Annotated in this window: 16 protein-coding genes; 11 read left to right on the top strand and 5 right to left on the bottom strand. The window is 72.1% G+C overall.

Annotation, left to right across the window (positions count from 1 at the left end; translation table 11 throughout):
- Positions 1-3 precede the first annotated feature (3 nt).
- Both IEZ25_RS21035 and IEZ25_RS21030 read right to left on the bottom strand, forming a co-directional pair.
- Positions 4-951, bottom strand: coding sequence for a hypothetical protein (locus IEZ25_RS21035; RefSeq protein ID WP_191201449.1), 948 nt, complete (start codon positions 949-951; stop codon positions 4-6).
- Position 952: 1 nt separating this feature from the next.
- Positions 953-1,375, bottom strand: coding sequence for a hypothetical protein (locus IEZ25_RS21030; RefSeq protein ID WP_191201448.1), 423 nt, complete (start codon positions 1,373-1,375; stop codon positions 953-955).
- Positions 1,376-1,556: 181 nt separating this feature from the next.
- On the opposite strand from IEZ25_RS21030, the gene IEZ25_RS21025 reads away from it, so the two are divergent.
- Positions 1,557-3,080 carry a potassium/proton antiporter gene (locus IEZ25_RS21025; protein ID WP_191201447.1) on the top strand — a complete coding sequence of 508 codons (1,524 nt, stop codon included), beginning with the start codon at positions 1,557-1,559 and terminating at the stop codon, positions 3,078-3,080.
- Positions 3,081-3,098: 18 nt separating this feature from the next.
- Here the strand turns inward: IEZ25_RS21025 and IEZ25_RS21020 are convergent, their stop codons facing one another.
- The gene (locus IEZ25_RS21020; protein WP_191201446.1) at positions 3,099-3,611 is read right to left on the bottom strand and encodes a LytR C-terminal domain-containing protein; all 513 of its coding nucleotides are present in this window, start codon (positions 3,609-3,611) and stop codon (positions 3,099-3,101) included.
- Positions 3,608-3,907 carry a type II toxin-antitoxin system VapB family antitoxin gene (locus IEZ25_RS21015; protein WP_191201445.1) on the bottom strand — a complete coding sequence of 100 codons (300 nt, stop codon included), beginning with the start codon at positions 3,905-3,907 and terminating at the stop codon, positions 3,608-3,610. Before IEZ25_RS21015 ends, IEZ25_RS21020 begins: the two co-directional genes overlap by 4 nt.
- 57 nt (positions 3,908-3,964) lie before the next feature.
- Between IEZ25_RS21015 and IEZ25_RS21010 the strand changes: the two genes are divergently transcribed.
- Positions 3,965-5,593: a helicase HerA-like domain-containing protein gene (locus IEZ25_RS21010; RefSeq protein WP_191201444.1), complete on the top strand. Its 1,629-nt coding sequence runs from the start codon at positions 3,965-3,967 to the stop codon at positions 5,591-5,593.
- A gap of 140 nt (positions 5,594-5,733) precedes the next feature.
- Here the strand turns inward: IEZ25_RS21010 and eccCa are convergent, their stop codons facing one another.
- The gene (gene eccCa, locus IEZ25_RS21005) at positions 5,734-9,735 is read right to left on the bottom strand and encodes a type VII secretion protein EccCa (protein WP_318152381.1); all 4,002 of its coding nucleotides are present in this window, start codon (positions 9,733-9,735) and stop codon (positions 5,734-5,736) included.
- A 127-nt stretch (positions 9,736-9,862) separates the two neighbouring features.
- Here eccCa and IEZ25_RS21000 point away from each other — a divergent pair, with 127 nt between their 5' ends.
- The 9 genes from IEZ25_RS21000 to IEZ25_RS20960 all read left to right on the top strand — a co-directional run bounded on the left by IEZ25_RS21000 (position 9,863) and on the right by IEZ25_RS20960 (position 19,110).
- Positions 9,863-11,230 (top strand): hypothetical protein, encoded by a 1,368-nt coding sequence (locus tag IEZ25_RS21000; protein ID WP_191201443.1) that lies wholly within the window; start codon positions 9,863-9,865, stop codon positions 11,228-11,230.
- A gap of 177 nt (positions 11,231-11,407) precedes the next feature.
- Positions 11,408-11,719, top strand: coding sequence for a WXG100 family type VII secretion target (locus IEZ25_RS20995; protein WP_191201442.1), 312 nt, complete (start codon positions 11,408-11,410; stop codon positions 11,717-11,719).
- Positions 11,720-11,755: 36 nt separating this feature from the next.
- The gene (locus tag IEZ25_RS20990) at positions 11,756-12,046 is read left to right on the top strand and encodes a WXG100 family type VII secretion target (RefSeq protein WP_191201441.1); all 291 of its coding nucleotides are present in this window, start codon (positions 11,756-11,758) and stop codon (positions 12,044-12,046) included.
- A gap of 127 nt (positions 12,047-12,173) precedes the next feature.
- Positions 12,174-13,556, top strand: a complete 1,383-nt coding sequence (gene eccD, locus IEZ25_RS20985; RefSeq protein ID WP_191201440.1) for a type VII secretion integral membrane protein EccD — start codon at positions 12,174-12,176, stop codon at positions 13,554-13,556.
- Between the two features lie 3 nt (positions 13,557-13,559).
- Positions 13,560-14,990 carry a type VII secretion protein EccB gene (locus IEZ25_RS20980; protein ID WP_191201439.1) on the top strand — a complete coding sequence of 477 codons (1,431 nt, stop codon included), beginning with the start codon at positions 13,560-13,562 and terminating at the stop codon, positions 14,988-14,990.
- Entirely contained in the window at positions 14,990-16,234 is a 1,245-nt protein-coding gene (locus IEZ25_RS20975) for a S8 family serine peptidase (RefSeq protein WP_191201438.1), read from the top strand. Before IEZ25_RS20980 ends, IEZ25_RS20975 begins: the two co-directional genes overlap by 1 nt.
- A gap of 37 nt (positions 16,235-16,271) precedes the next feature.
- The gene (locus IEZ25_RS20970; protein ID WP_191201437.1) at positions 16,272-17,342 is read left to right on the top strand and encodes a sugar phosphate nucleotidyltransferase; all 1,071 of its coding nucleotides are present in this window, start codon (positions 16,272-16,274) and stop codon (positions 17,340-17,342) included.
- 11 nt (positions 17,343-17,353) lie between these two features.
- Positions 17,354-18,655: a UDP-N-acetyl glucosamine 2-epimerase gene (locus IEZ25_RS20965; RefSeq protein ID WP_191201436.1), complete on the top strand. Its 1,302-nt coding sequence runs from the start codon at positions 17,354-17,356 to the stop codon at positions 18,653-18,655.
- Between the two features lie 5 nt (positions 18,656-18,660).
- Entirely contained in the window at positions 18,661-19,110 is a 450-nt protein-coding gene (locus IEZ25_RS20960) for a hypothetical protein (RefSeq protein ID WP_191201435.1), read from the top strand.
- The last annotated feature ends 239 nt before the right edge of the window (positions 19,111-19,349 follow it).

Here is a 19,349-nt window from a genome sequence, read left to right as displayed (position 1 = left end):
GACTCAGGCCACGTCCTCTCGGAGGGTGACCTGCGCGAGGACCGGCGCGAGCTCGGTGGCGAGGTCGTCGGGGTCGACACGGGTGACGGTGACGCGGGCGACGTCGTCGTGGCGCGGGGTGAGCGAGTGCCAGCCGTCCTTGAGCAGGACCCAGGAGACCACGCCGACCGACGTCGTGGCCCGGTCGGCCACCTCCGCTGCCAGGATGCGGAGCCGGCCGCGGCTCTCGGTGTGGATCGCCGAGATCGCGCCGGCGGCCTCGGCGTCACCGAGCTCGGCGCCGTCGACGTGCACGGCACCGTCGGCCTGGCCGGCGAGGACCGGGACCAGGTCGGAGCGACCCGAGCGCAGCGCCTCCCCGATCGAGTCGGCCAGGGCGTAGGGGACGTCGAGGGGCGACGGCACCTGGGAGGTGGTGATCGGGAGGTCCTCGGGGACCTCGGTCACCCGGGCCAGCTCGGTGGTCCACTGGTCGACGGGGAACCAGGCCAGCTCGAAGACGATGCCGTCGCACGTCGACAGGCTCGCCACCGCGTCACCCGCCTGCCGGTGCCAGGCCTTGACCTGGATGGCGCCCGCGGCGACGTCGATGTCGAGCGCGAGGTCTGGCGTCGCGAGGAGGCCCACCGCGCCGACGACACCCGGGTCGGCGACCCCGTCGGTGATCAACCCACGGCGCTGCAGCGAGTCCTGCGGGTCGTGGAGCGTGCCGAGGGCCTGGGAGTAGGCGGAGTCCTCCGCCGAGCCGCGGCTCTGGCCGAGCCTGCCGGACAGGGAGCCCGCGTCCGGCGCGGCGCCGTCGGAGGTGCGTACGTCGAAGGGGAGCGGCGCGTCGCCCGCGAGAGAGGCGACGTGGCGCAGCTCCGGGAGCGTCAGCGCGAGGCGGCGGGCCATGGCGTCGAGGAAGCTCGCCGGCGGCGGGGGCGGGGTGGTCAGGTCGATGGTCACCATGTCAGAGCCCCGGCAGGTCGACGGTCAGCCAGTCCTTGTGACCGGCCGGAGGAGGGTCGAACACCAGCAGCGTGGCGTCGGTCGGGTCGTCGGGTGCGCCGTCGCCGGCCTCGCTCGCACGGGTGCGGGCGTCCTCGACGAGGCGGGTGGCCTTGCCGGCGCGCAGGTCGATCGTCTCCTTGAGCGTGTCGACCTCCCCGAGGTGCTTGGCCAGGGAGTCCGCCGCGGTCTCGTGCTGGGCGGCGGCCGTGCGCAGGTGCGTGGCGCGCTCCTTGATCCGCTCGCGCATCGCGTCGGCGGCCTTGCCGTGCCACGGCACTGCCTCGGCCTGCGAGACGAGCCGCGCAGCCAGGGCGCGGATGTCACCGCTCTGCTCGCGGAGCTGGGCCACGCGCTTGCGGCCCGCGGCGGTGTCGCCGTACATCGATCACTCCCTCTCGTCGGGGGAGGCCTACCCGCAGGCAGTCGGCGCCAAACGTCGTCGGGCCCACCGATATTCCAGCGCCTCGGAGCCTCGGACGACGAGCGAACGGTGCCCTCCCGCACCGATAGGATCGTGGCACACATCAGCAGGCCTCAACCAGACGCCTCGCGCAAGCAATGGGATGCCAGTGACCTTCGACGTCCACCAGCTCGACGCGTTCGTGCTGGTGGGTGCCGTGGTGACGCTGGCGGCCATCTTGGCGGTCCGGGTCTCGGCCCGCGCCGGCCTCCCCTCGCTGCTGATCTACCTCCTGATCGGGGTGATGCTCGGCGAGGGCGGACCGTTCGGCATCCAGTTCGACGACGCCCAGCTCGCCCATGCTCTCGGCTTCGGCGCCCTCGCGATCATCCTCGCCGAGGGCGGTCTGACGACCGACTGGCGGCAGATGCGCTCGAGCGTCCGGCTGGGTCTGTCACTGGCGACCCTCGGCGTCGCCGTCTCGGTCGCGGTCGTCGCCGTCGGCACCCACTACCTCCTCGGCCTGCCGTGGGAGCTGGCGATCCTGCTCGGCGCGATCTGCTCGCCCACCGACGCCGCCGCGGTCTTCTCCGTCCTGCGGGCGCTGCCGCTGCCCAAGCGGCTCACGGGCGCGCTCGAGGCCGAGTCGGGCCTCAACGACGCCCCCACGGTCGTGCTCGTCGGCATCATCTCCACCGGCGCCGCCGCCGGCTCCGGCGTCCTCGAGACCGCCGGCATCATCGCCTTCGAGCTCCTCGCCGGCGCCGCGCTCGGGGTGTCCATCGGTGTCGCCGGCGCCTGGATCATGCGCCGTGCCGCCCTGCCGTCCTCGGGCCTCTATCCGTTGGCGGTGCTGTGCCTGGCGTTCACGGCGTACGGCGTCGCGGCCGCAGTGCACGCGTCGGGCTTCGCCGCGATCTACGTCGCCGCGCTGATCCTCGGCAACAGCGAGCTGCCGCACCGGGTGGCCACCCGGTCCTTCTCCGAGGGAATCGCCTGGCTCGCCCAGATCGGCCTGTTCGTCATGCTCGGCCTGCTGCTCTCGCCGGCCCGGATCGACCTCGTCACGGTGGCCCAGGCGGTCGTCACCGGGCTCGTGCTCACCGTGGTCGCGCGCCCGCTCTCGGTCTTCGTCAGCAGCGTCGTCCAGCCGATGGCCGCGCGCGACCTCGCGTTCATCTCGTGGGCCGGGCTTCGTGGCGCAGTGCCGATCGTGCTGGCCACGATCCCGCTGTCCGAGGGTGTCGCGGGCTCCTACGACATCTTCGACATCGTCTTCGTGATGGTCGTCATCTACACCCTGCTCACCGGGCCGACCCTGCCGTGGGTGGCGGAGGTGCTCGGCGTGGCGCGTCGCAACGAGCCGCGGGGCCTCGACGTGGAGGCCGCCCCGCTCGACAAGGTCGCCGCCGACCTCCTGCAGGTGACCATCGCGCCGCGGTCGAAGATGCACGGCGTCGAGGTCGGCGAGCTGCGGCTGCCGCCGGGCGCCTCGGTCTCGCTGGTGATCCGGTCCGAGGACGTGCTCGTGCCCGAGCGACGCACGGTCCTGCGCGCCGGCGACGACCTGCTGGTGGTCACTCCCCGCAAGCACCGCGAGGCCACCGAGGACCGGCTGCGCCAGGTCTCCGAGAACGGCCGGCTGGCGCTCTGGCTCGGTGAGCGCGCCAAGCGCGAGCAGGGCTGAGCGCCGCTGCGGGTCGGGCTACTCCAGCGGGTCCGAGGCGGTCGCCTGGCAGTAGGTGGCGTCGGCCTGGGCGACCACCGACTCCACCTGCTTCTTCTTCAGGGACTGGTACTTCTCACCGAGGATGACCACGACCCCGGGGCCGAGGGCGTCGCCGGGCACGACCTTGGCTCCCTTGAACTGCTGGCGGACGAGGTCGACCGCCGGGTTCGTCGGGTCGTCGGACCAGATCCGGGTGCCGGGGGAGGGCTGCGGGGCGTTGCCGACGGCGCCGGCGACGAAGCCGCGCTCCGCCAGCTCGTCGCTCGCGGTGCTGGCCAGGCCGCTGCGCCGGCTGCCGTTGTAGACGCTGACGACGACCTGGTCGCGGCGCACCTCCGTGCCGGAGGGGATCGCGGTGTTGACGCAGATCGGGACCGGCTCGTCCTTCGGGAGCGGCTCGGTGAAGGCGGCCCAGCCCCAGACCGTGGCGACGACGACCAGCGCGGCGAGACCGCCGAGCGTGGCGGCCGACCTGGCTGCGCCGTTCACTCGTCGCCCGCCTGGTGGATGCGGGCGTGCAGCACCATGCGCTGCTGCAGTGCCGCCCGGAGTGCCCGGTGCAGCCCGTCCTCGAGGTAGAGGTCGCCGTGCCACTGCACGACATGGGCGAAGAGGTCGCCGTAGAAGGTGGAGTCCTCGTCGAGCAGGGCGTCGAGCTGGAGGGTGTCCTTGGTGGTCACGAGCTCGTCGAGCCGGACCTGCCGCGGGGGCAGGTCGGCCCACGTCCGGGAGGTCAGCCCGTGCTCGGGGTAGGGCCGGCCGACGCCCACCCGCTTGAAGATCACGCCGGTGATCATAACGACGCCCTCGTCGTGACCCGCTTCGCTGACTACGCTCGACCCATGACCGAGACCCCTGAGGCGACACCCGAGCCGACACCCGCAGCCCCGGCTGACGCCCCGGTCGTCGCCCCGAGCGACCCGATCTCGGCAGCCGTCGCTCCCGGCTACCAGTTCGAGGGTGCGGCGCTCGAGCTCGGCGGACTGATGCTCGACGCCGACGAGCTGAGCGACGTCCGGATCCGGATCCCGCTCAGCATGGTCAACCGCCACGGCCTGGTCGCGGGTGCCACGGGCACCGGCAAGACCAAGACGCTCCAGCTGCTGGCCGAGCAGCTCAGCGCCAACGGCGTACCGGTGTTCGCGGCCGACATCAAGGGCGACCTGTCCGGCCTGAGCGTCGCGGGCGAGGCCAGCGACAAGCTCACCGCCCGCACCGCGAGCGTCGGCCAGACCTGGACGGCGACCGGCTTCCCGACCGAGTTCTACGCGATCGGCGGCCAAGGGATCGGCGTACCCGTGCGGGTGACGATGACCGCCTTCGGTCCGACGCTGCTGGCCAAGGTGCTCGGGCTCAACGAGACCCAGGAGTCGTCGCTGGGGCTGGTCTTCTACTACTGCGACAAGCAAGGGTTGCCGCTGCTCGACCTCTCCGACCTGCGCGCGGTCCTGCAGTACCTCACCGGAGACGCGGCCGGGAAGGCCGAGCTCAAGTCGATCGGCGGGCTCTCCCCGCAGACCGCAGGCGTGATCCTGCGCGAGCTGGTGTCGTTCGAGGCGCAGGGCGCCGACGTCTTCTTCGGCGAGCCGGAGTTCGAGACCAAGGACTTCCTGCGCACCACCGACGACGGTCGCGGCATGATCAGCCTGCTCGAGCTGCCGAACCTCCAGGACCGGCCCGCCCTGTTCTCGACGTTCCTGATGTGGCTGCTCGCCGACCTCTTCCACGACCTGCCGGAGGAGGGCGACCTCGACAAGCCCAAGCTGGTCTTCTTCTTCGACGAGGCCCACCTGCTCTTCCGCGACGCCTCGAAGGCGTTCCTGGACCAGATCGCGCAGACCGTCAGGCTGATCCGCTCCAAGGGGGTCGGCGTCTTCTTCGTGACGCAGTCGCCCACCGACGTGCCCGACGAGGTGCTCGGACAGCTCGGCTCGCGCGTGCAGCACCAGCTGCGCGCCCACACGCCCAACGACGCGAAGGCGCTGAAGGCGACGGTCAACACCTACCCCACCAGCGCGTACGACGACCTGGGCCAGGTCATCACCAGCCTCGGCATCGGCGAGGCGATCGTGACCGTGATGAACGAGCGCGGCGCACCGACGCCGGTGGCCTGGACCCGACTGCGCGCACCCGAGTCGCTGATGGACGCGGCGCCGGTCGACGGCATGCAGGCCGCGGTCGAGGCGTCCCCGCTGCACGCGAAGTACGTCGAGTCGATCGACCGCGAGTCGGCGCGCGAGCTGCTGGCCGCCAAGCTCGAGGAGGGCGCGCGCAAGGCCGCCGAGGACGCCCGCGTGAAGGAGATGGCCCGCGAGCAGAAGAACGACCGGGTCACGACGAAGGCCAAGAAGGCCGCCAAGCCGCAGGACTCGATGATGGAGGCCGTCACCAAGTCGCCGGTCTTCAAGGACTTCATGCGCACCGCCGCCCGTGAGATCGCGCGGGGGATGTTCAAGAGCGGGCGCCGCTGAGGGGGCTGGAGTCCCCGGATATCCGGTGACCACCCCGCTTGTCACACCAGATCTGGGCGGCGAAGCGGGAGTCTCGGGCGCAAAGGACCGGTCCCGGCGCGGCGGCGTGTGACACACCCGGGAGCACCGCCCCGGTCGGGTCACATCGTGGCGTCGAGCCAGGCCAGCTGCGCGGTCTGGGTGCCGCCGTCGCGGGTGACGACGCGGGCCCGGCCCTCGGGTGCGGGCTGCGGGCGCAGGTTGCCGATGAGGATCCCCTCGTCGCGCGGACCCGACAGCATCACGCCGGGCATCGCGAGGTCGCGCAGCGACTGGATGACGGGCTCGTAGAGCGCCCGCGACGCGCCACCGGTGCGGCGCGCCACGACGACGTGCAGCCCGACGTCGCGGGCCTGCGCCATGAGCGGCTGCAGCGACGAGACGGGTGAGGACTGCTGGGTCGCGACGAGGTCGTAGTCGTCGACCACCACGAACACCTCCGCACCTGTCCACCACGACCTGCTGCGCAGCTGGTCGGGCGTCACGTCGGGGCCGGGGATCCGCCCCTCGAGGTAGGTCGCGATGTCCTTGAGCGTCGGCGTCGCCTGGGTGGCGGACGTCAGGTAGTTCAGCAGGTACTCGTCGGGGACCTCGCCGAGCATCGAGCGGCGGTAGTCGACGAGCACGATCTGCGCCTCCTTGGGCGTGCGCGTGCGCATGATCTCGTGGACGTAGGCCCGCAGCAGGGCGCTCTTGCCCGACTGCCCGTCGCCGAAGATCAGCATGTGCGGCTCGGCGTCGACGTCGAGGCCGATCGGAGCGAGCTCCTTCTCGTTGATGCCGAGCAGGACGTGCTTGGCCGGCATCTGGCGGCGTACGGCGTCCTCGCGGATGGCCTCGAGCGTGACCATCTCGGGCAGCAGCCGGAGCTTGGGGCCCTGCGGGCCCTTCCACGCGGCAGCCATCTTGTCGATCAGGTCGTCGACGCCGTCGCCGAGCGTGTCGGCGCTGCCGTCGCCGTCGATGCGCGGCAGCGCGCCGAGGAAGTGCAGCTTGGACGGCACCAGGCCGCGGCCGGGACGTCCGACCGGCACCAGGGCGGCCACCTTGCGGTCCACCTCGGAGTCGAGCGGGTCCCCGAGGCGCAGCTCGAGCTTGGAGCCGAAGACGTCGCGCATCGCGGCGCGGTAGTCGGCCCAGCGGGTGGACGCGGTGACGATGTGGAGGCCGAACGTCAGGCCGCGGGCGGCGAGCTGCTGGATCTCCATCTCGAGGTCGTCGAACTCCGCGCGCAGCGTGCTCCACCCGTCGATGACGAGGAAGACGTCACCCCACCCGTCGTCGGCGCGGCCCTGGGCGCGGCGCGAGCGGTAGGTCTCGATGGAGTCGATCGCGTTCTCGCGGAAGTAGGCCTCGCGGCGGTCGACGACTCCCTCGACCTCCGCCATCACCCGGCGTACGACGTCGGGCTCGGACCGCGTCGCGACGCCCGAGACGTGCGGCAGCCGGGCCAGGGGCGCGAACGTGCCGCCCCCGAAGTCGAGGACGAAGAACTGCGACTCCGTCGGCGTCGTCACCAGCGCCATGCTCGTCACGATGCTGCGCAGGAGCGTGCTCTTGCCCGACCGAGGGCCGCCCACGACGGCCACGTGGCCGGCGGCGCCGGTGAGGTTGAGCGTCATCGTGTCGCGGCGCTGCTCGCGCGGGCGGTCCACCGTGCCGAGCGGGATCACCAGGCCGGGGACGCTGCGCCACTGCTGGGAGACCAGGCCGAGGTCGGGGTGCTCGGTGAGGTCGGGCATGAGCTCGTCGAGGGTGTCGGGCACGTCGAGGGGCGGCAGCCAGACCTGGTGGGCCTCCGGGCCCTTGCCGATCATCCGGGTCACCGCGACGTCGAGCAGGGAGGCCTGCTCGCCCTGCTGCTGCGGCTGCGGCGCGACCTCCTCGTGACCGTCCTCCGGGGTCGGCTCGAGCGCCTGGACCTCCGAGATGGTGAAGGGCAGGATGCCGCGGATGCCGCCACCCTCGTCGCGGGTGACGCGCGCGCGGCTCGAGGGCGGCCCGGAGACGTACGCCGCCTTGAACCGCAGGAGCGTGGACTGGTCTGGCTTGAGGTAGCCGAGGCCGGGGACGGCGGGGAGCTCGTAGGCGTCGGGGACTCCGAGGACCGCGCGGGACTCGCCGGCGGAGAAGGTGCGGAGGCCGACGCGGTAGGACAGGTGCGACTCGAGGCCGCGGAGCCGGCCCTCCTCGAGGCGCTGCGAGGCGAGCAGGAGGTGCAGGCCGAGGGAGCGTCCGAGTCGACCGATGGCGACGAACAGGTCGATGAACTCCGGCTTGGCCGAGAGCATCTCGGAGAACTCGTCGACGACGATGAAGAGCGACGGCATCGGCTCGAGGGGCTCGCCGTTGGCGCGGGCCTTCTCGTAGTCACGGACCGAGGCGTAGTTGCCCGCGTCGCGCAGCAGCTCCTGGCGGCGCGTCATCTCGCCCGACAGCGCGTCCTGCATGCGGTCGACGAGGGTGAGCTCGTTGGCGAGGTTGGTGATGACGGCGGAGACGTGCGGCATGTCGGCCATGCCGGCGAAGGTCGCACCACCCTTGAAGTCGACGAGCACGAGGTTGAGCTGCTCCGACGAGTGCGTCATGACCAGGCCGAGCACCAGCGTGCGCAGGAACTCCGACTTGCCGGAGCCGGTCGCGCCGATGACCAGGCCGTGGGGGCCCATGCCCTGCTGGGCGGACTCCTTGATGTCGAGGTGGATCAGGCCCCCGGAGTCGCCGATGCCGATCGGCACCCGGAGGCGGTCGCGCGCGGGACGCGGGCGCCAGGCCGTGCCCGGGTCGTAGGTGAAGATGTCGCCGAGGCCGAGCAGGTCCATGTGGTCGGGGGTGGTCGAGGTGATGTCGACCGCACCACCCGACGAGGCCGACTCGGCGCTCGCGGTCTTCAGCGGCGCGATGCGCCGGGCGAACGCCTCGGCGGTCGCCACGTCGCACTGGTCGGCGAGCGCCTTCACCGGCTCGCCGCGCAGCCGCAGCGCGTGCACCGGGCGCTTCTCGAGCTCGTCGGGTCCGTCGGCGAACTCGAGCCGCAGTCGCGTGGAGTCCTCCAGCTCGTCCCAGCGGGTCGGCAGGTCGAGCAGGGTCACGCCGTGGAGCCCGTCGGGCGGGACGATGTGGTTGCCGGGCGGCAGGTGGCCGCCGTCGATGACGAGCAGGATGTGCGGGGTCGCGGCACGCTCGTCGGCGCCGAAGCGCGGGCGGTCCGACAGGTCCGGTGGGAGCAGGTTGCCGAGGTCGTCGAGCGAGGTCGACACCAACCGCATCGGGCCGACGGCGTCGGCCTCGCGGGTGCTCTGCGCGTGGGGCAGCCACTTGACCCAGTCCCAGTGGGTCAGGTTGGCCTCGGAGCTGAGCACGGCGACGATCAGCTGGTCGGGGTTGTGGAACGCCGTGGCGGAGCAGATCATCGCCCGCGCCGTCGAGCGCACCTCCTCGGCGTCGCCGCACAGCTCGATCCGGTCGAAGGCGCGCAGGTCGATGGAGGCGGGCAGGTTGGGCTGGAGCCGGTGCACCACGAGCAGGCGGTGCAGCGCGGACGCGGCGGCGGGGTCGACCTGGTCGACGGGTGCGCTCTCCGGCGGCACCAGCTCGAGCGACAGGGGCTGCGAGCACAGGCCGTAGCGCACGTGCAGGAAGTTCTCGTCGGAGCCCGTGTGCTCCCACAGGCGGGTGCGGTCCTCGGCGAGCGAGGGGAGGGCGGCCGGCTCCGGGTGGTGCCAGTTGAGCGCGCGGCGCTGCTGGTCGGCGGCCTCGCGGGCGACCTTGCGGATGTTGCTGAGGTAGCGCAGGTACTCGGTGCGCGAGCCGGTCACCTGCTGCGCGCGCTGCTTACGCTGCCGGTCGATCTGCACGATGATGAAGCCGAGCGTGGCGAAGAGGAACATGCCCGCGGCGAGGAAGCTGCGCGTCTTGTTGGCCCCGCCCATCGTCGCCACGAGGACGATCGAGCCGAGGCTGCCGAGCATCGGGATGGCGTTCATCAGCACGCCGCTGGCGCCCTCGCCGTCCTGCAGCTCGGGCGGGGGCTGCAGCACGATCTGGCCGCCCGGCATCTCCGGCTCGTCGAGCCTCTGGCCACCTCGCAGTGTCGTGCTCACGCATCCCCCAGTGCCTCAACGATTCGAAGTCGCGTCGATGATAGGTGTGCTCCCGCACGCCCCGCACAAGCGACTACCCTCCAGTCCTGTGCGCCGAGGGAGCGCCGTGGACGCGAAGGGGGGATCCGTGTCGGACGTCGCGATGCCCAGCCCTGCCGCCGCGACCATCGCCGTCAGCATCCACGGTCCGGCCGGTGTGCTCGACCTGGTCGTGCCGTCGGGAGCGACCTCGGTCGACGTCGCCCGTGAGTACGCCAAGCAGGCCGAGGTGCCCGGCATCCCGCTCCTGCAGACCGCCCTCGGCCAGCGTCTCAACGCGTCCGTCCCGCTCCAGGAGGCGGGCGTGCAGCCCGGGGACGTCCTGGTCGCGACCGCTGGTGTCCACCTCCCGCGCAAGGTGACGCTGCTCGACGCGGCCAAGAACGCACCCGAGAGCCCGGCACTGGCGTCGATGATCGCCACCATCGCCGCTGCTGCCGCCGTCCTCGCGGCGTGGTATGCCGGCCGCACGGGCGACGACACCGTCCGCACCGTCGCCACCGGCATCCTCCTCGGCTGCGCCCTCGTCGGCGTGCTCCCCGTCGGCCGGCACACCCGACAGCGAGCCTCCGCCGCGCCGGCGTTCGCCGCGGCCGCCGCCTTCGCCGCCCTCTACGAGCCGGGGGTGCACCTGCTCCCCGCCATCCTGGGTGCCTGCGGCATCTCCGCCGCCGTGGTCGCGGGGATCGGTCGGGCGCTCGCCGAGGGAGGCGACGAGGTGAGCACGGTCTGGATCGCCAGCGGACTCACCGTCTTCGCCTGCTGTGCGCTGCCCGCGCTCCTCGGGTGGGACGACCGGGTGGCCTGGACGCTGCTGGTCTTCCTCTCGATGATGGCGGCGCGGTTCGCGCCCTCGCTGGCCATCGACGTGCCCGACGAGGCGCTGCTCGACCTCGACCGGCTCGCGGTCACGGCGTGGTCGGCGCGCGACACCCAGCGCACCGGCCGCCGCGGGCGCATCGTGGTCGCCTCGGACGCGATGGAGCGCCTGGTGCGCCGGGCCTCGCGGATCGTCACCGGCGCCGCGGTCGCGATCCTGGTGGCGATGGCCGTCGCGAGCCCGCTCCTGCTGCGCACCGCGACCCTCGACCTCGACGTGATCGGCGCCCGGTGCCTGGTCTTCTTCGCCGGGTGCTCGCTGCTGCTCGCCGCCCGCTCCTACCGGCACGCGGCGGCGCGGGTCCTGCTCCGCCTGGCCGGCCTGAGCGGGCTCGCCGCCCTGGCGGTGCACCTGGTCACCGGCCCCGGCGGCCCGCACCTCGGCTCGTTCTCCTACGTCGTGGTGGCCCTCGGCGTGATCGCGCTGGCCGCCGCGGTGGCCACGGGTCGCGGCTGGCGCTCGGTCTGGTGGTCGCGCCGCGCGGAGGTGGCCGAGTCCTTCTGCGGCAGCTTCGCTTTCGCCTCGGCGATCGTGGCGGCCGGGGTGTTCCGCCGCCTGTGGGAGATGACGTCGTAGTCCGCTCGGAACCTTCCGGTCGCGGGCGCTGTGGACGGATGTTTAGCCCCGATCCGGTCGGGTAGATGCACGTCAGCGCGGGGGGCCGGGACGTCTCCCCGAGCGGATCCACCAGCTGGATCACCCATCCACACCGAGATCTCGGTCGGTTCGACCGCCGAGGGAGAAGGATCTTTCATGAGCGAGATGTATGGCCAGACAGAGAAGGCTCTCTCCAAGGCCGCCGACTACGTGGACCAGGCCCGCGGCGACGTCAAGAACAAGTGCGGCGTCCTCTCCGGCAACATCCAGACGATGATGGCCGGATGGGGCGGCCAGGGTGCGACGTCGTTCAACAACCTGATGATCGCCTGGGACCAGAAGCAGGAGACCATCCTCAAGGCCCTCGACCAGCTCTCGGCGTCGATGAAGGAGACCGAGCGCGACAACGTCTCGACCGACGAGAACCAGTCCGCCACCCACGCCAACCTCCAGGGCCGTCTCGGCTGACGCCGACACGCCGACACTGAGATCTAGGAGATCGACATGACTTTCGACGGAATCAAGGTCCAGCACGGCCACCTCGACGCCGGTGCCGCCGACGTGATGAAGGCCGCCAAGGACATCGAGGCTCGCCTCGACCAGCTCGAGAACGAGCTCAACCCGCTGCGCTCGGACTGGAACGGTAACGCCAAGATGGCCTACGACCAGGCCAAGGCCAAGTGGGACCAGGCCATGAACGAGATGACCCTCCTGCTCCAGCAGGCCAGCCAGGGTGTCGACTCGTCCAACGCCGAGTACAAGGCTGCCGACGCGCGCGGCGCCAACCGCTTCTGAGCTCGGCAACTCCTCCGAGGCCGGTCGTCCCCGTCGGGGATGACCGGCCTCGAGCGTTTCCGGGGCTGCGGTCGCCTAGGCTGCACCCCGTCTTCCACACCGTTCATGGCCTTCAGGGGGAACACGCATGAGTCAGGGGTCCTCGGTCGCCTCGGGCCTGGTCCGGGTGACCATCGCCTCCGGCTCGCGGCGGGTCGATCTGGTGCTGCCGGGCTCGATCCCGGTCGCCGAGCTCGTCCCCGAGCTCGCCCGCTCCGTCGGCCTGCTCGACGCCTCGACCGTCTACGGCGGCTACCGCCTGGTGACCCAGGAGGGCCGGATCCTCGTCAACAACGCCGGCCTGACGATGCAGGGGATCGAGGACGGCGGCCTGCTCACCGTCACCGCCGGCGTCGACGACAAGGCGCCCCGCGTCTACGACGACGTGGTCGAGGCGATGGCCGACGTCGTCGAGAACGAGCTGAAGCCGTGGGAGCCTGCCGCCGGGCGGCGTACGGCGCTGGGCGCGGGCAGCATCCTGCTCGGGCTGGGCGCCCTCGCGCTGCTCCTGCAGGGCGAGAGCCTGCTCGGTGGCGTCGCCGCCGCAGTCATCGCCGGCCTCCTCGTCGTCGGCGGCATCGTGCTGGCCCGGGCCCAGGGCGAGCCCGAGGCCGGTGTCGCGGTGTCGCTGCTCGCGGCCGGCTACGCCGGCGTGGCCGGCCTGCTGCTCGCACCCGGTGACCTGCCGGCCTGGGGATGGCCGCTCGACGCCGCGTTCTTCACCGACCCGCTGCTCTTCGCCGGACTCGGCGTGCTCGCCGTCGGCCTCATCGCCGTGGTCGGCCTCCGCGACGGCCGCCCGCTGGTCATCCCGCCCATCGTGGTCGGGGCCGTCGTGGTCGGCAGCTCGGTGCTGATCAGGGTCTTCGACCTCGAGCCCGGTCCGGTCTTCACCGTGCTGATGACCCTCGTCGTGCTCGCCGGCAGCATCTTCCCGTGGCTCGCCCTCGGGGTCACCGGCACCAGCGTCGACCAGCTCTACTCCCTGCACGACATCACCGCCGACCCCGACGAGATCGATCCCGACGAGGTGGCCGGCGACGCCCGCGTCGGGCACGAGATCCTGCTCGCGGTCTCCGCCACCGTCGGCACGCTCCTGGTGATCTTCGCGCCGTTCGCGGTCGCCCGCGGCGTCTACGGCACCGTGCTCGCCGCGGTCTGCTGCCTCGCCGTCATGTTCCGCACCCGCCAGTACCGCACCGGCGCCGAGGTGCTGGCCGGCCTGGCCTCCGGCATCCTCGGCCTGGTCTCGGTGGCGGTCTCGATGCTGCTCATCCACGACGGGTGGCGCGCGGGCGCGGCCCTGGGGCTGGCGGGCGTCGGCGCCCTCCTGCTCGCCCTGACCCTGGTGCCGGCGTCCGCGTCGGTGCGTCGCGGCCGGATGGGCGACGTCGTGGAGACCATGACCCTGATCGCCCTGCTGCCGCTCATGGTGCTCGCGGCCGGGTTCGTCTCCGCCGTGGCGGGTTGATCGATGGCGACCAAGAAGGACCTCGTCGAGGCGCACGCGTTCAGCCGCCGCCGGCTGGTGACGGCGTTCGTCTCCGGCGCGCCGGGCGGTCGTGAGGTCGAGCCCGTGCGGCCGGGCCGCGTGCTGATCGGCGGCGTCGCGCTCTCGGTGCTGCTGCTCGCGGGCGCGGCCATCGCGGGCTTCCTGCTCGGGCGCCCGCCCGCCCAGTGGCTCGACGAGGGCAGCTTCGTCATCTCCAAGGACACCGGCGAGCAGTACGTCGTGCTCCGCGGCGGCGACGACCCGCGCCTCCAGCGGGTGCCCAACTACGTCTCGGCGCAGCTGCTGCTCGGCAAGGCCGACCTCACGCCCTTCACCGTGCGCGACAAGTACATCCGCACCGTCCAGCTCGGCGAGGACCTCGGCATCGACCGCGCGCCGGCCAGCCTGCCGTCCGCCGACGAGCTCGTCGACGACGGCTGGAGCGCCTGCACCGGATCGGGGGTGGGCATCAAGGTCGCGGTGCAGCGCTCACCCACGGTCGAGGACCTCACCGGTTCGGCGTTCCTGGTCTCCAGCGACGACACCACCTGGCTGATCGCCACCGCTCCGCCCGTGGGCAGCATCCAGGGGCGCGCCTACCGCTACCAGATGCCGGCCGACGAGACGAGCGCCTCGACCATCGGCGACCGGCTCGGCTTCGGGGCCTCGCCGATCGAGGTCGACCGTGACTGGCTCAACCTGTTCCCGCAGGGCGACGCGCTGGAGAGCGCGGCGTTCGGGATCGCCGACGCCGGCCAGCCGGTGCCCTACGGCGACAGCGGCACCGACCTGTCCCGCTACCGCATCGGCGACCTGCTGCTGTCCAGCACGGGTCGCTACTACCTGCTCGGTGACGACAAGCCCGAGCAGCTCGACCCGTTCGCCGGCGTCGTCTACGACGTCGTCGGTGCGCCTGCCATCGAGCTCCAGGAGAACCTCGTCGCCACCTTCGGTGACCACGAGTACCCCGAGGAGTGGCCGGCCGCGCTGCCCGCGCCCGTCAGCAGCGGTGCGCTCTGCGGCGTGCTCCACCCGGGGCGCAGCGCGGCGCCCGCGGTCAGCCTGGCCACCAACCCGACCGGCGCTGCCGATCCGGCCAACGTGACCGCCGGCAGCCACGCCGTGGAGGTCGAGCCGAGCGCCGGCGCCTACGTCCTGTCCGGCGGCGACGACGCGGCGTCGGGCGGCACGCCGTACGTCATCGACCCCAAGGGCGAGAAGTACTCCCTCATCGGGCCGCAGGTGCCCGTCTACATCGGCTACGGCGAGGTCGAGCCGCCGCAGGTCCCGAGCTCCTGGCTGGAGTTCTTCCAGTCCGGGGTGCCGCTCTCGACGAACAGTGCGCGCCGGGTGCCCGAGGACGCGCCGGAGCCCGCCGATCCCGAGCCGGGCGCCGAAGCGAGTGCCGGCTGATGGTCGGTCCGCGCCGCCGTCGTCGCGCCCGCCTCCGGGTGACGCTCGCGACGGGTCTCCTCGCGGCCTCGGTCATGCCGCTGTGGGCCGGCGCGCCGGCGTACGCCGACCACGACGCGCCGTGCAACCCCGGCCAGATCCCCGGCAACGAACGGTTGGCGGACACCCACCAGAAGGGCAACCCGGCCCTCGAGCGGATGCACGTCGAGCAGGCGCAGAAGATCGCGACGGGCGCGGGCGTGAAGGTCGCGGTCATCGACAGCGGCATCTTCGAGGTGGACGGACTGTCCGTCGGTGGGCGCCAGGTCGTGGTCGGCAACGGGCTGCTGTCGGGCCACGGCACGATCGTCGCCGGTCTGATCGCCGGGTCGCGCGGCGTGGCGCCGGGTGCGACGGTCTACGACTTCAAGGTCTACGACTCCGAGAACGCCGACACCTCGCAGGGCCAGAAGGCACTGACCTCGGCCGGCATGGTCGCCGGCATCGACGCCGTCATCGCGGCCTACCCCCAGGAGCGGTTCGACGTCGTCAACATCTCCCTCGCCGTCCGGACCCCCGACCCCGCGCTCGCGGCGGCGGTGAAGCGGCTCGTGGCGCTGCCGCTGGTCGTGGTCGCCGCGTCCGGCAACGTCTCGGAGACGAGCGACGACGACTTCGCCGGCACACCCGACAACGACGCCGACGTCTTCCCGGCCGACTACCCCGGCGTGCTCGCGGTCAGCGCCACCCCGCCGGGCAACGAGGACCCAGGCCTCTACGTCGTGCCCAACAAGGACACCGACGTGTCCGCACCGACGTCGGGAGCGGTCTCCACCAACGCCAACGGGCAGGTCTGCGTCATCGACCAGGTCGCCACCTCGTGGTCGGCGGCCGAGGTGAGCGGCGTCGTCGCGCTGCTGCGCGAGCGCTTCCCGCGGGAGACGCCGAAGCAGCTGGTCGCGCGGCTCCAGGCCACGACCGAGGGCTCGGGAGCGTCGACGGACCCCGAGGCCGAGGTCGACAACCCCTACACGGGCGCCGGCGTGGTGCAGGCCCACGACGCCCTGACCCGACAGATCAAGCCGGGGCGGCAGGGCAGGGTGGACACGACCGTCGCGGAGGCCCGCGCCGACGCCCAGGCGCCGCCGGCACCCCGGCCGCTCGACCTCTTCAGCACGCCCCGGGCGATCCTGCTCTGGTCGGGCCTGGTCGCGGGGTCGCTGCTGGCGCTCGCGTTCATGCTGCGGCCGCTGTTGCGCCGTTGACCCCACGACCGGCACCGGCGCGTGGTGGAATCGAGCCATGACCGACACCTCGGACGAGCCGGTAGCCGTCATCCTGGCCGGCGGACAGGGCTCGCGCCTGTGGCCGATCAGCCGCGACCGCGCCCCCAAGCAGTTCCAGCCGGTGGTGCGCGACCGACCCCTGCTCACCGGCACGATCGAGCGGCTCAGCGAGATCGTCGACCCGAGCCGGATCCACGTCTCCACGCGTGCCCGCTTCGCCGACGCCGCCCGCGCCAACCTCGGCCCCGTGCCCGCGGAGAACCTCATCCTCGAGGAGGACCCGGCCGGTCCGGCCACGGCCTTCGCGCTCAGCATCGCGACCCTGTCGCACCTCTACGGCAACGCGCCCGCCCTCATCGCGCCGTCGGACCACCTGATCAACGAGGAGGAGGCCTTCAACTCGGCCTCCCGCGACATGCTCACCCAGCTGGGGAGGACGCCCGAGTCCATGGTCGTCCTGGGGGCCGAGCCCACGCGCTACGACCCGAGCCTGGGCTACATCCACACCAAGGGCGGCGACGGTGCCGTCGAGGTCATCGACTCCTTCCACGAGAAGCCCGACCAGGAGCTCGTCGACGAGCTGGCCGGCACGGGCAACCTCTACTGGAACACCGCCTGCTACGGCGTACGCGTGGGGCAGGCGTGCGACGCCTATCGCAGCGCGCTGCCGTTGATCTTCGACTCCATCGAGCGGTTCGCCCGGGCTGGTGGCGTGGCGGAGCAGGGTTACCGCGGCGCCGCGATCGGCGGCCACGAGATCTACCCGCTCATGTGGGCCGGCATGGAGTGCCTGGTGGTGCCCCGCGAGCTCGGCTGGACCGACGTGGGCACCTGGGTACGACTGGAGCGGGTGCTGCAGGACCAGCGGGTGACCTCGATCGGACCGGCCATCCAGCTCGATGCGGAGGACACGCTGATCGCCAGCATGGACGGCCGTCCGGTCGTCACGCTCGGCGCGCGCGGCCTCATCGTCGTCACCCACGAGGACGCCGTCTACGTGCTCGACCGGCAGAAGGCGCTGGACACCCCGACCCTCGAGCGGCTCCGCTCGCTCCTCGCGGCCAGCACCCGCGAAGACCTCCTCTGAGTAAGGAACCCATGACCCACGAGAACGCCCAGCACATCGTCGTCGTCGGCACCAAGCCCGACATCATCAAGCAGGCGCCGATCTACCACGAGCTGCGCAACCGCGGGCACGACGTGGTGCTGTGCCACACCGGCCAGCACTACGACCACAACCTGTCGCAGTCGATGCTCGACGAGTTCGGCGTGCGCGAGGACGTCAACCTCGAGGTGCGCGGTGGCGTCAACGACCTCGTCTCCGGGATCACGGCCAAGCTCGCCCTCTACCTGCGCGGCTTCGCCGAGCGCGGCGGCTTCCCCATCACCTACGTCCACGGCGACACCACGACCGCGATGGCCGGAGCGCTGGCGACGTTCGGCGAGCGCCAGGCGCTGGTCCACGTCGAGGCCGGGCTGCGCACGCTGTCCCCGAGGCCGGAGGTCCTCCAGGGCTGGCTCGACCAGGGCGCCGACCTCGACTGGGCGTCGTTCCGCACGCAGTCGATCGACCGCGCCAGCTGGTCCAAGGGCAGCCGCGAGCCCTCGCCCGAGCAGTTCAACACCCGCGTCGCCGACGCCGGCACCGACCTGCACGCCGCGCCCGTCGAGCTCAACCGCGAGTTCCTCGTCGACGAGGGGTTCGCACCCGCGGCCATCGACGTGGTCGGCAACTCCGTCGTCGACGCGCTCGCCCAGGCGATCGAGGGCAGCGACAAGAACCAGGTGCTCGAGAGGTTCCCGCAGATGGGCGACGGCTCCTTCCTGCGCTTCTGCGTCCACCGCCGCGAGAACACCACCAACCGCGACCGCTTCAGCCTCCTCATGGACGCGATGGAGTCGCTGCTCGAGCAGGGCCACCACGTCCTGTTCATCCGCCTCCTCGGCACCGAGGCCGCGATCGACAACTTCGGGCGCCGCCAGTGGCTCGAGGACCTCGAGGCGCGGTACGGCGACGCGCTGATCTCGACGCCGGTCTGGGACAGCTACCTCGACGTGGTCGCCGCCATGTCGATGTGCGCGGTCATCGTGACCGACTCCGGCAGCATCGTGGAGGAGGCCAACGTCCTCCGGGTCCCGTGCGTCACGCTGCGCTTCGGGTCCGACCGCTCCGAGACCTTCCTCGCCGGCAGCAACTTCCTCGCGCCCCCGATCGACCAGGCGTTGATGACGAGCGTGATCCACGGCGTCTTCGAGCACCGCGCGGAGCTGTCGTGGGACCGGGTCTACCCCGAGGGTGCCTCACGGATGCTGGTCGACGCGGTCGAGCGACGGCTCGACGAGGGCAGCCTGCTGATCTCCGAGGAGTGGCGCTACGGGCTCCGGGCCCAGCTGCGCTGATCGGCGTGCTCGTCACCAACCACGTGCTCACCGGAGCACTCGTCGGGCTCGCCGCGCCGGGGCCGGTGTCGGCGTTCGTCGGCGGGGTCGTCTCGCATTTCGCGCTCGACGCCGTGCCGCACTGGGGCGACCGGCCGCTCGAGGAGGTCATGCCGATCGCGGTCACCGACGGGCTGACCGGCCTGGCGGCGATCACGGTCGTGTGGCGGCGTACGCCGTCCAGCCACCGGGTGCGCGTGCTCGCCGGGATGGCCGGCGCGTCCGTGCCCGACCTGGACAAGCCGTCCCGCGTCTTCTTCGGCGCCTCGCCCTTCCCGCGGGCGGTCGACGACTTCCACGCCCGCATCCAGACGCGCGAGTCGTCCGCCCGGATGCCGCAGGAGATCCTCGTGGGACTGGGCTCGGCGCTCCTCGTCGGGCTGGTCCAGCGACGCCTGGGTCGCTCGCGGAGATGAGCGAGGCCCCGCCACACCGGTGAACGGTGCGCGGGGCCTCGTGCGGCGGAGGTAGGGGTGTGTTCCTTCAGGACATACCGGACTGATCTCTCAAGACATCCCGGACTGAACTGGGCGGGTGTGCATACACCTGCCCCGATGCTGCCGAGGTGTCGAAAGCCCGCCTGGTCATCACAGCCATCGAGATCGAAGGCCGCCCCGCCGCCGAGGTGATAGCCGCCTACGGCGTATCGAAGTCC

The organism is Nocardioides hwasunensis (assembly GCF_014779665.1).
Classification (GTDB): Bacteria; Actinomycetota; Actinomycetes; order Propionibacteriales; family Nocardioidaceae; genus Nocardioides; species Nocardioides hwasunensis.
The sequence above is the reverse complement of the archived record's forward strand: the minus strand, read 5'-3'. Positions and strand labels throughout refer to the sequence as shown.

What these genes read in the sequence shown, in the direction of transcription:
- IEZ25_RS20980 (WP_191201439.1), top strand. Translation starts at nt 13,560, where the DNA reads ATGGCGACCAAGAAGGACCTCGTCGAGGCGCACGCGTTCAGCCGCCGC.
- IEZ25_RS21030 (WP_191201448.1), bottom strand. Translation starts at nt 1,375, where the DNA reads ATGTACGGCGACACCGCCGCGGGCCGCAAGCGCGTGGCCCAGCTCCGC.
- IEZ25_RS21035 (WP_191201449.1), bottom strand. Translation starts at nt 951, where the DNA reads ATGGTGACCATCGACCTGACCACCCCGCCCCCGCCGCCGGCGAGCTTC.
- eccD (WP_191201440.1), top strand. Translation starts at nt 12,174, where the DNA reads ATGAGTCAGGGGTCCTCGGTCGCCTCGGGCCTGGTCCGGGTGACCATC.
- IEZ25_RS21025 (WP_191201447.1), top strand. Translation starts at nt 1,557, where the DNA reads ATGCCAGTGACCTTCGACGTCCACCAGCTCGACGCGTTCGTGCTGGTG.
- IEZ25_RS20990 (WP_191201441.1), top strand. Translation starts at nt 11,756, where the DNA reads ATGACTTTCGACGGAATCAAGGTCCAGCACGGCCACCTCGACGCCGGT.
- IEZ25_RS21010 (WP_191201444.1), top strand. Translation starts at nt 3,965, where the DNA reads ATGACCGAGACCCCTGAGGCGACACCCGAGCCGACACCCGCAGCCCCG.
- IEZ25_RS20995 (WP_191201442.1), top strand. Translation starts at nt 11,408, where the DNA reads ATGAGCGAGATGTATGGCCAGACAGAGAAGGCTCTCTCCAAGGCCGCC.
- IEZ25_RS20970 (WP_191201437.1), top strand. Translation starts at nt 16,272, where the DNA reads ATGACCGACACCTCGGACGAGCCGGTAGCCGTCATCCTGGCCGGCGGA.
- IEZ25_RS20965 (WP_191201436.1), top strand. Translation starts at nt 17,354, where the DNA reads ATGACCCACGAGAACGCCCAGCACATCGTCGTCGTCGGCACCAAGCCC.
- IEZ25_RS20975 (WP_191201438.1), top strand. Translation starts at nt 14,990, where the DNA reads ATGGTCGGTCCGCGCCGCCGTCGTCGCGCCCGCCTCCGGGTGACGCTC.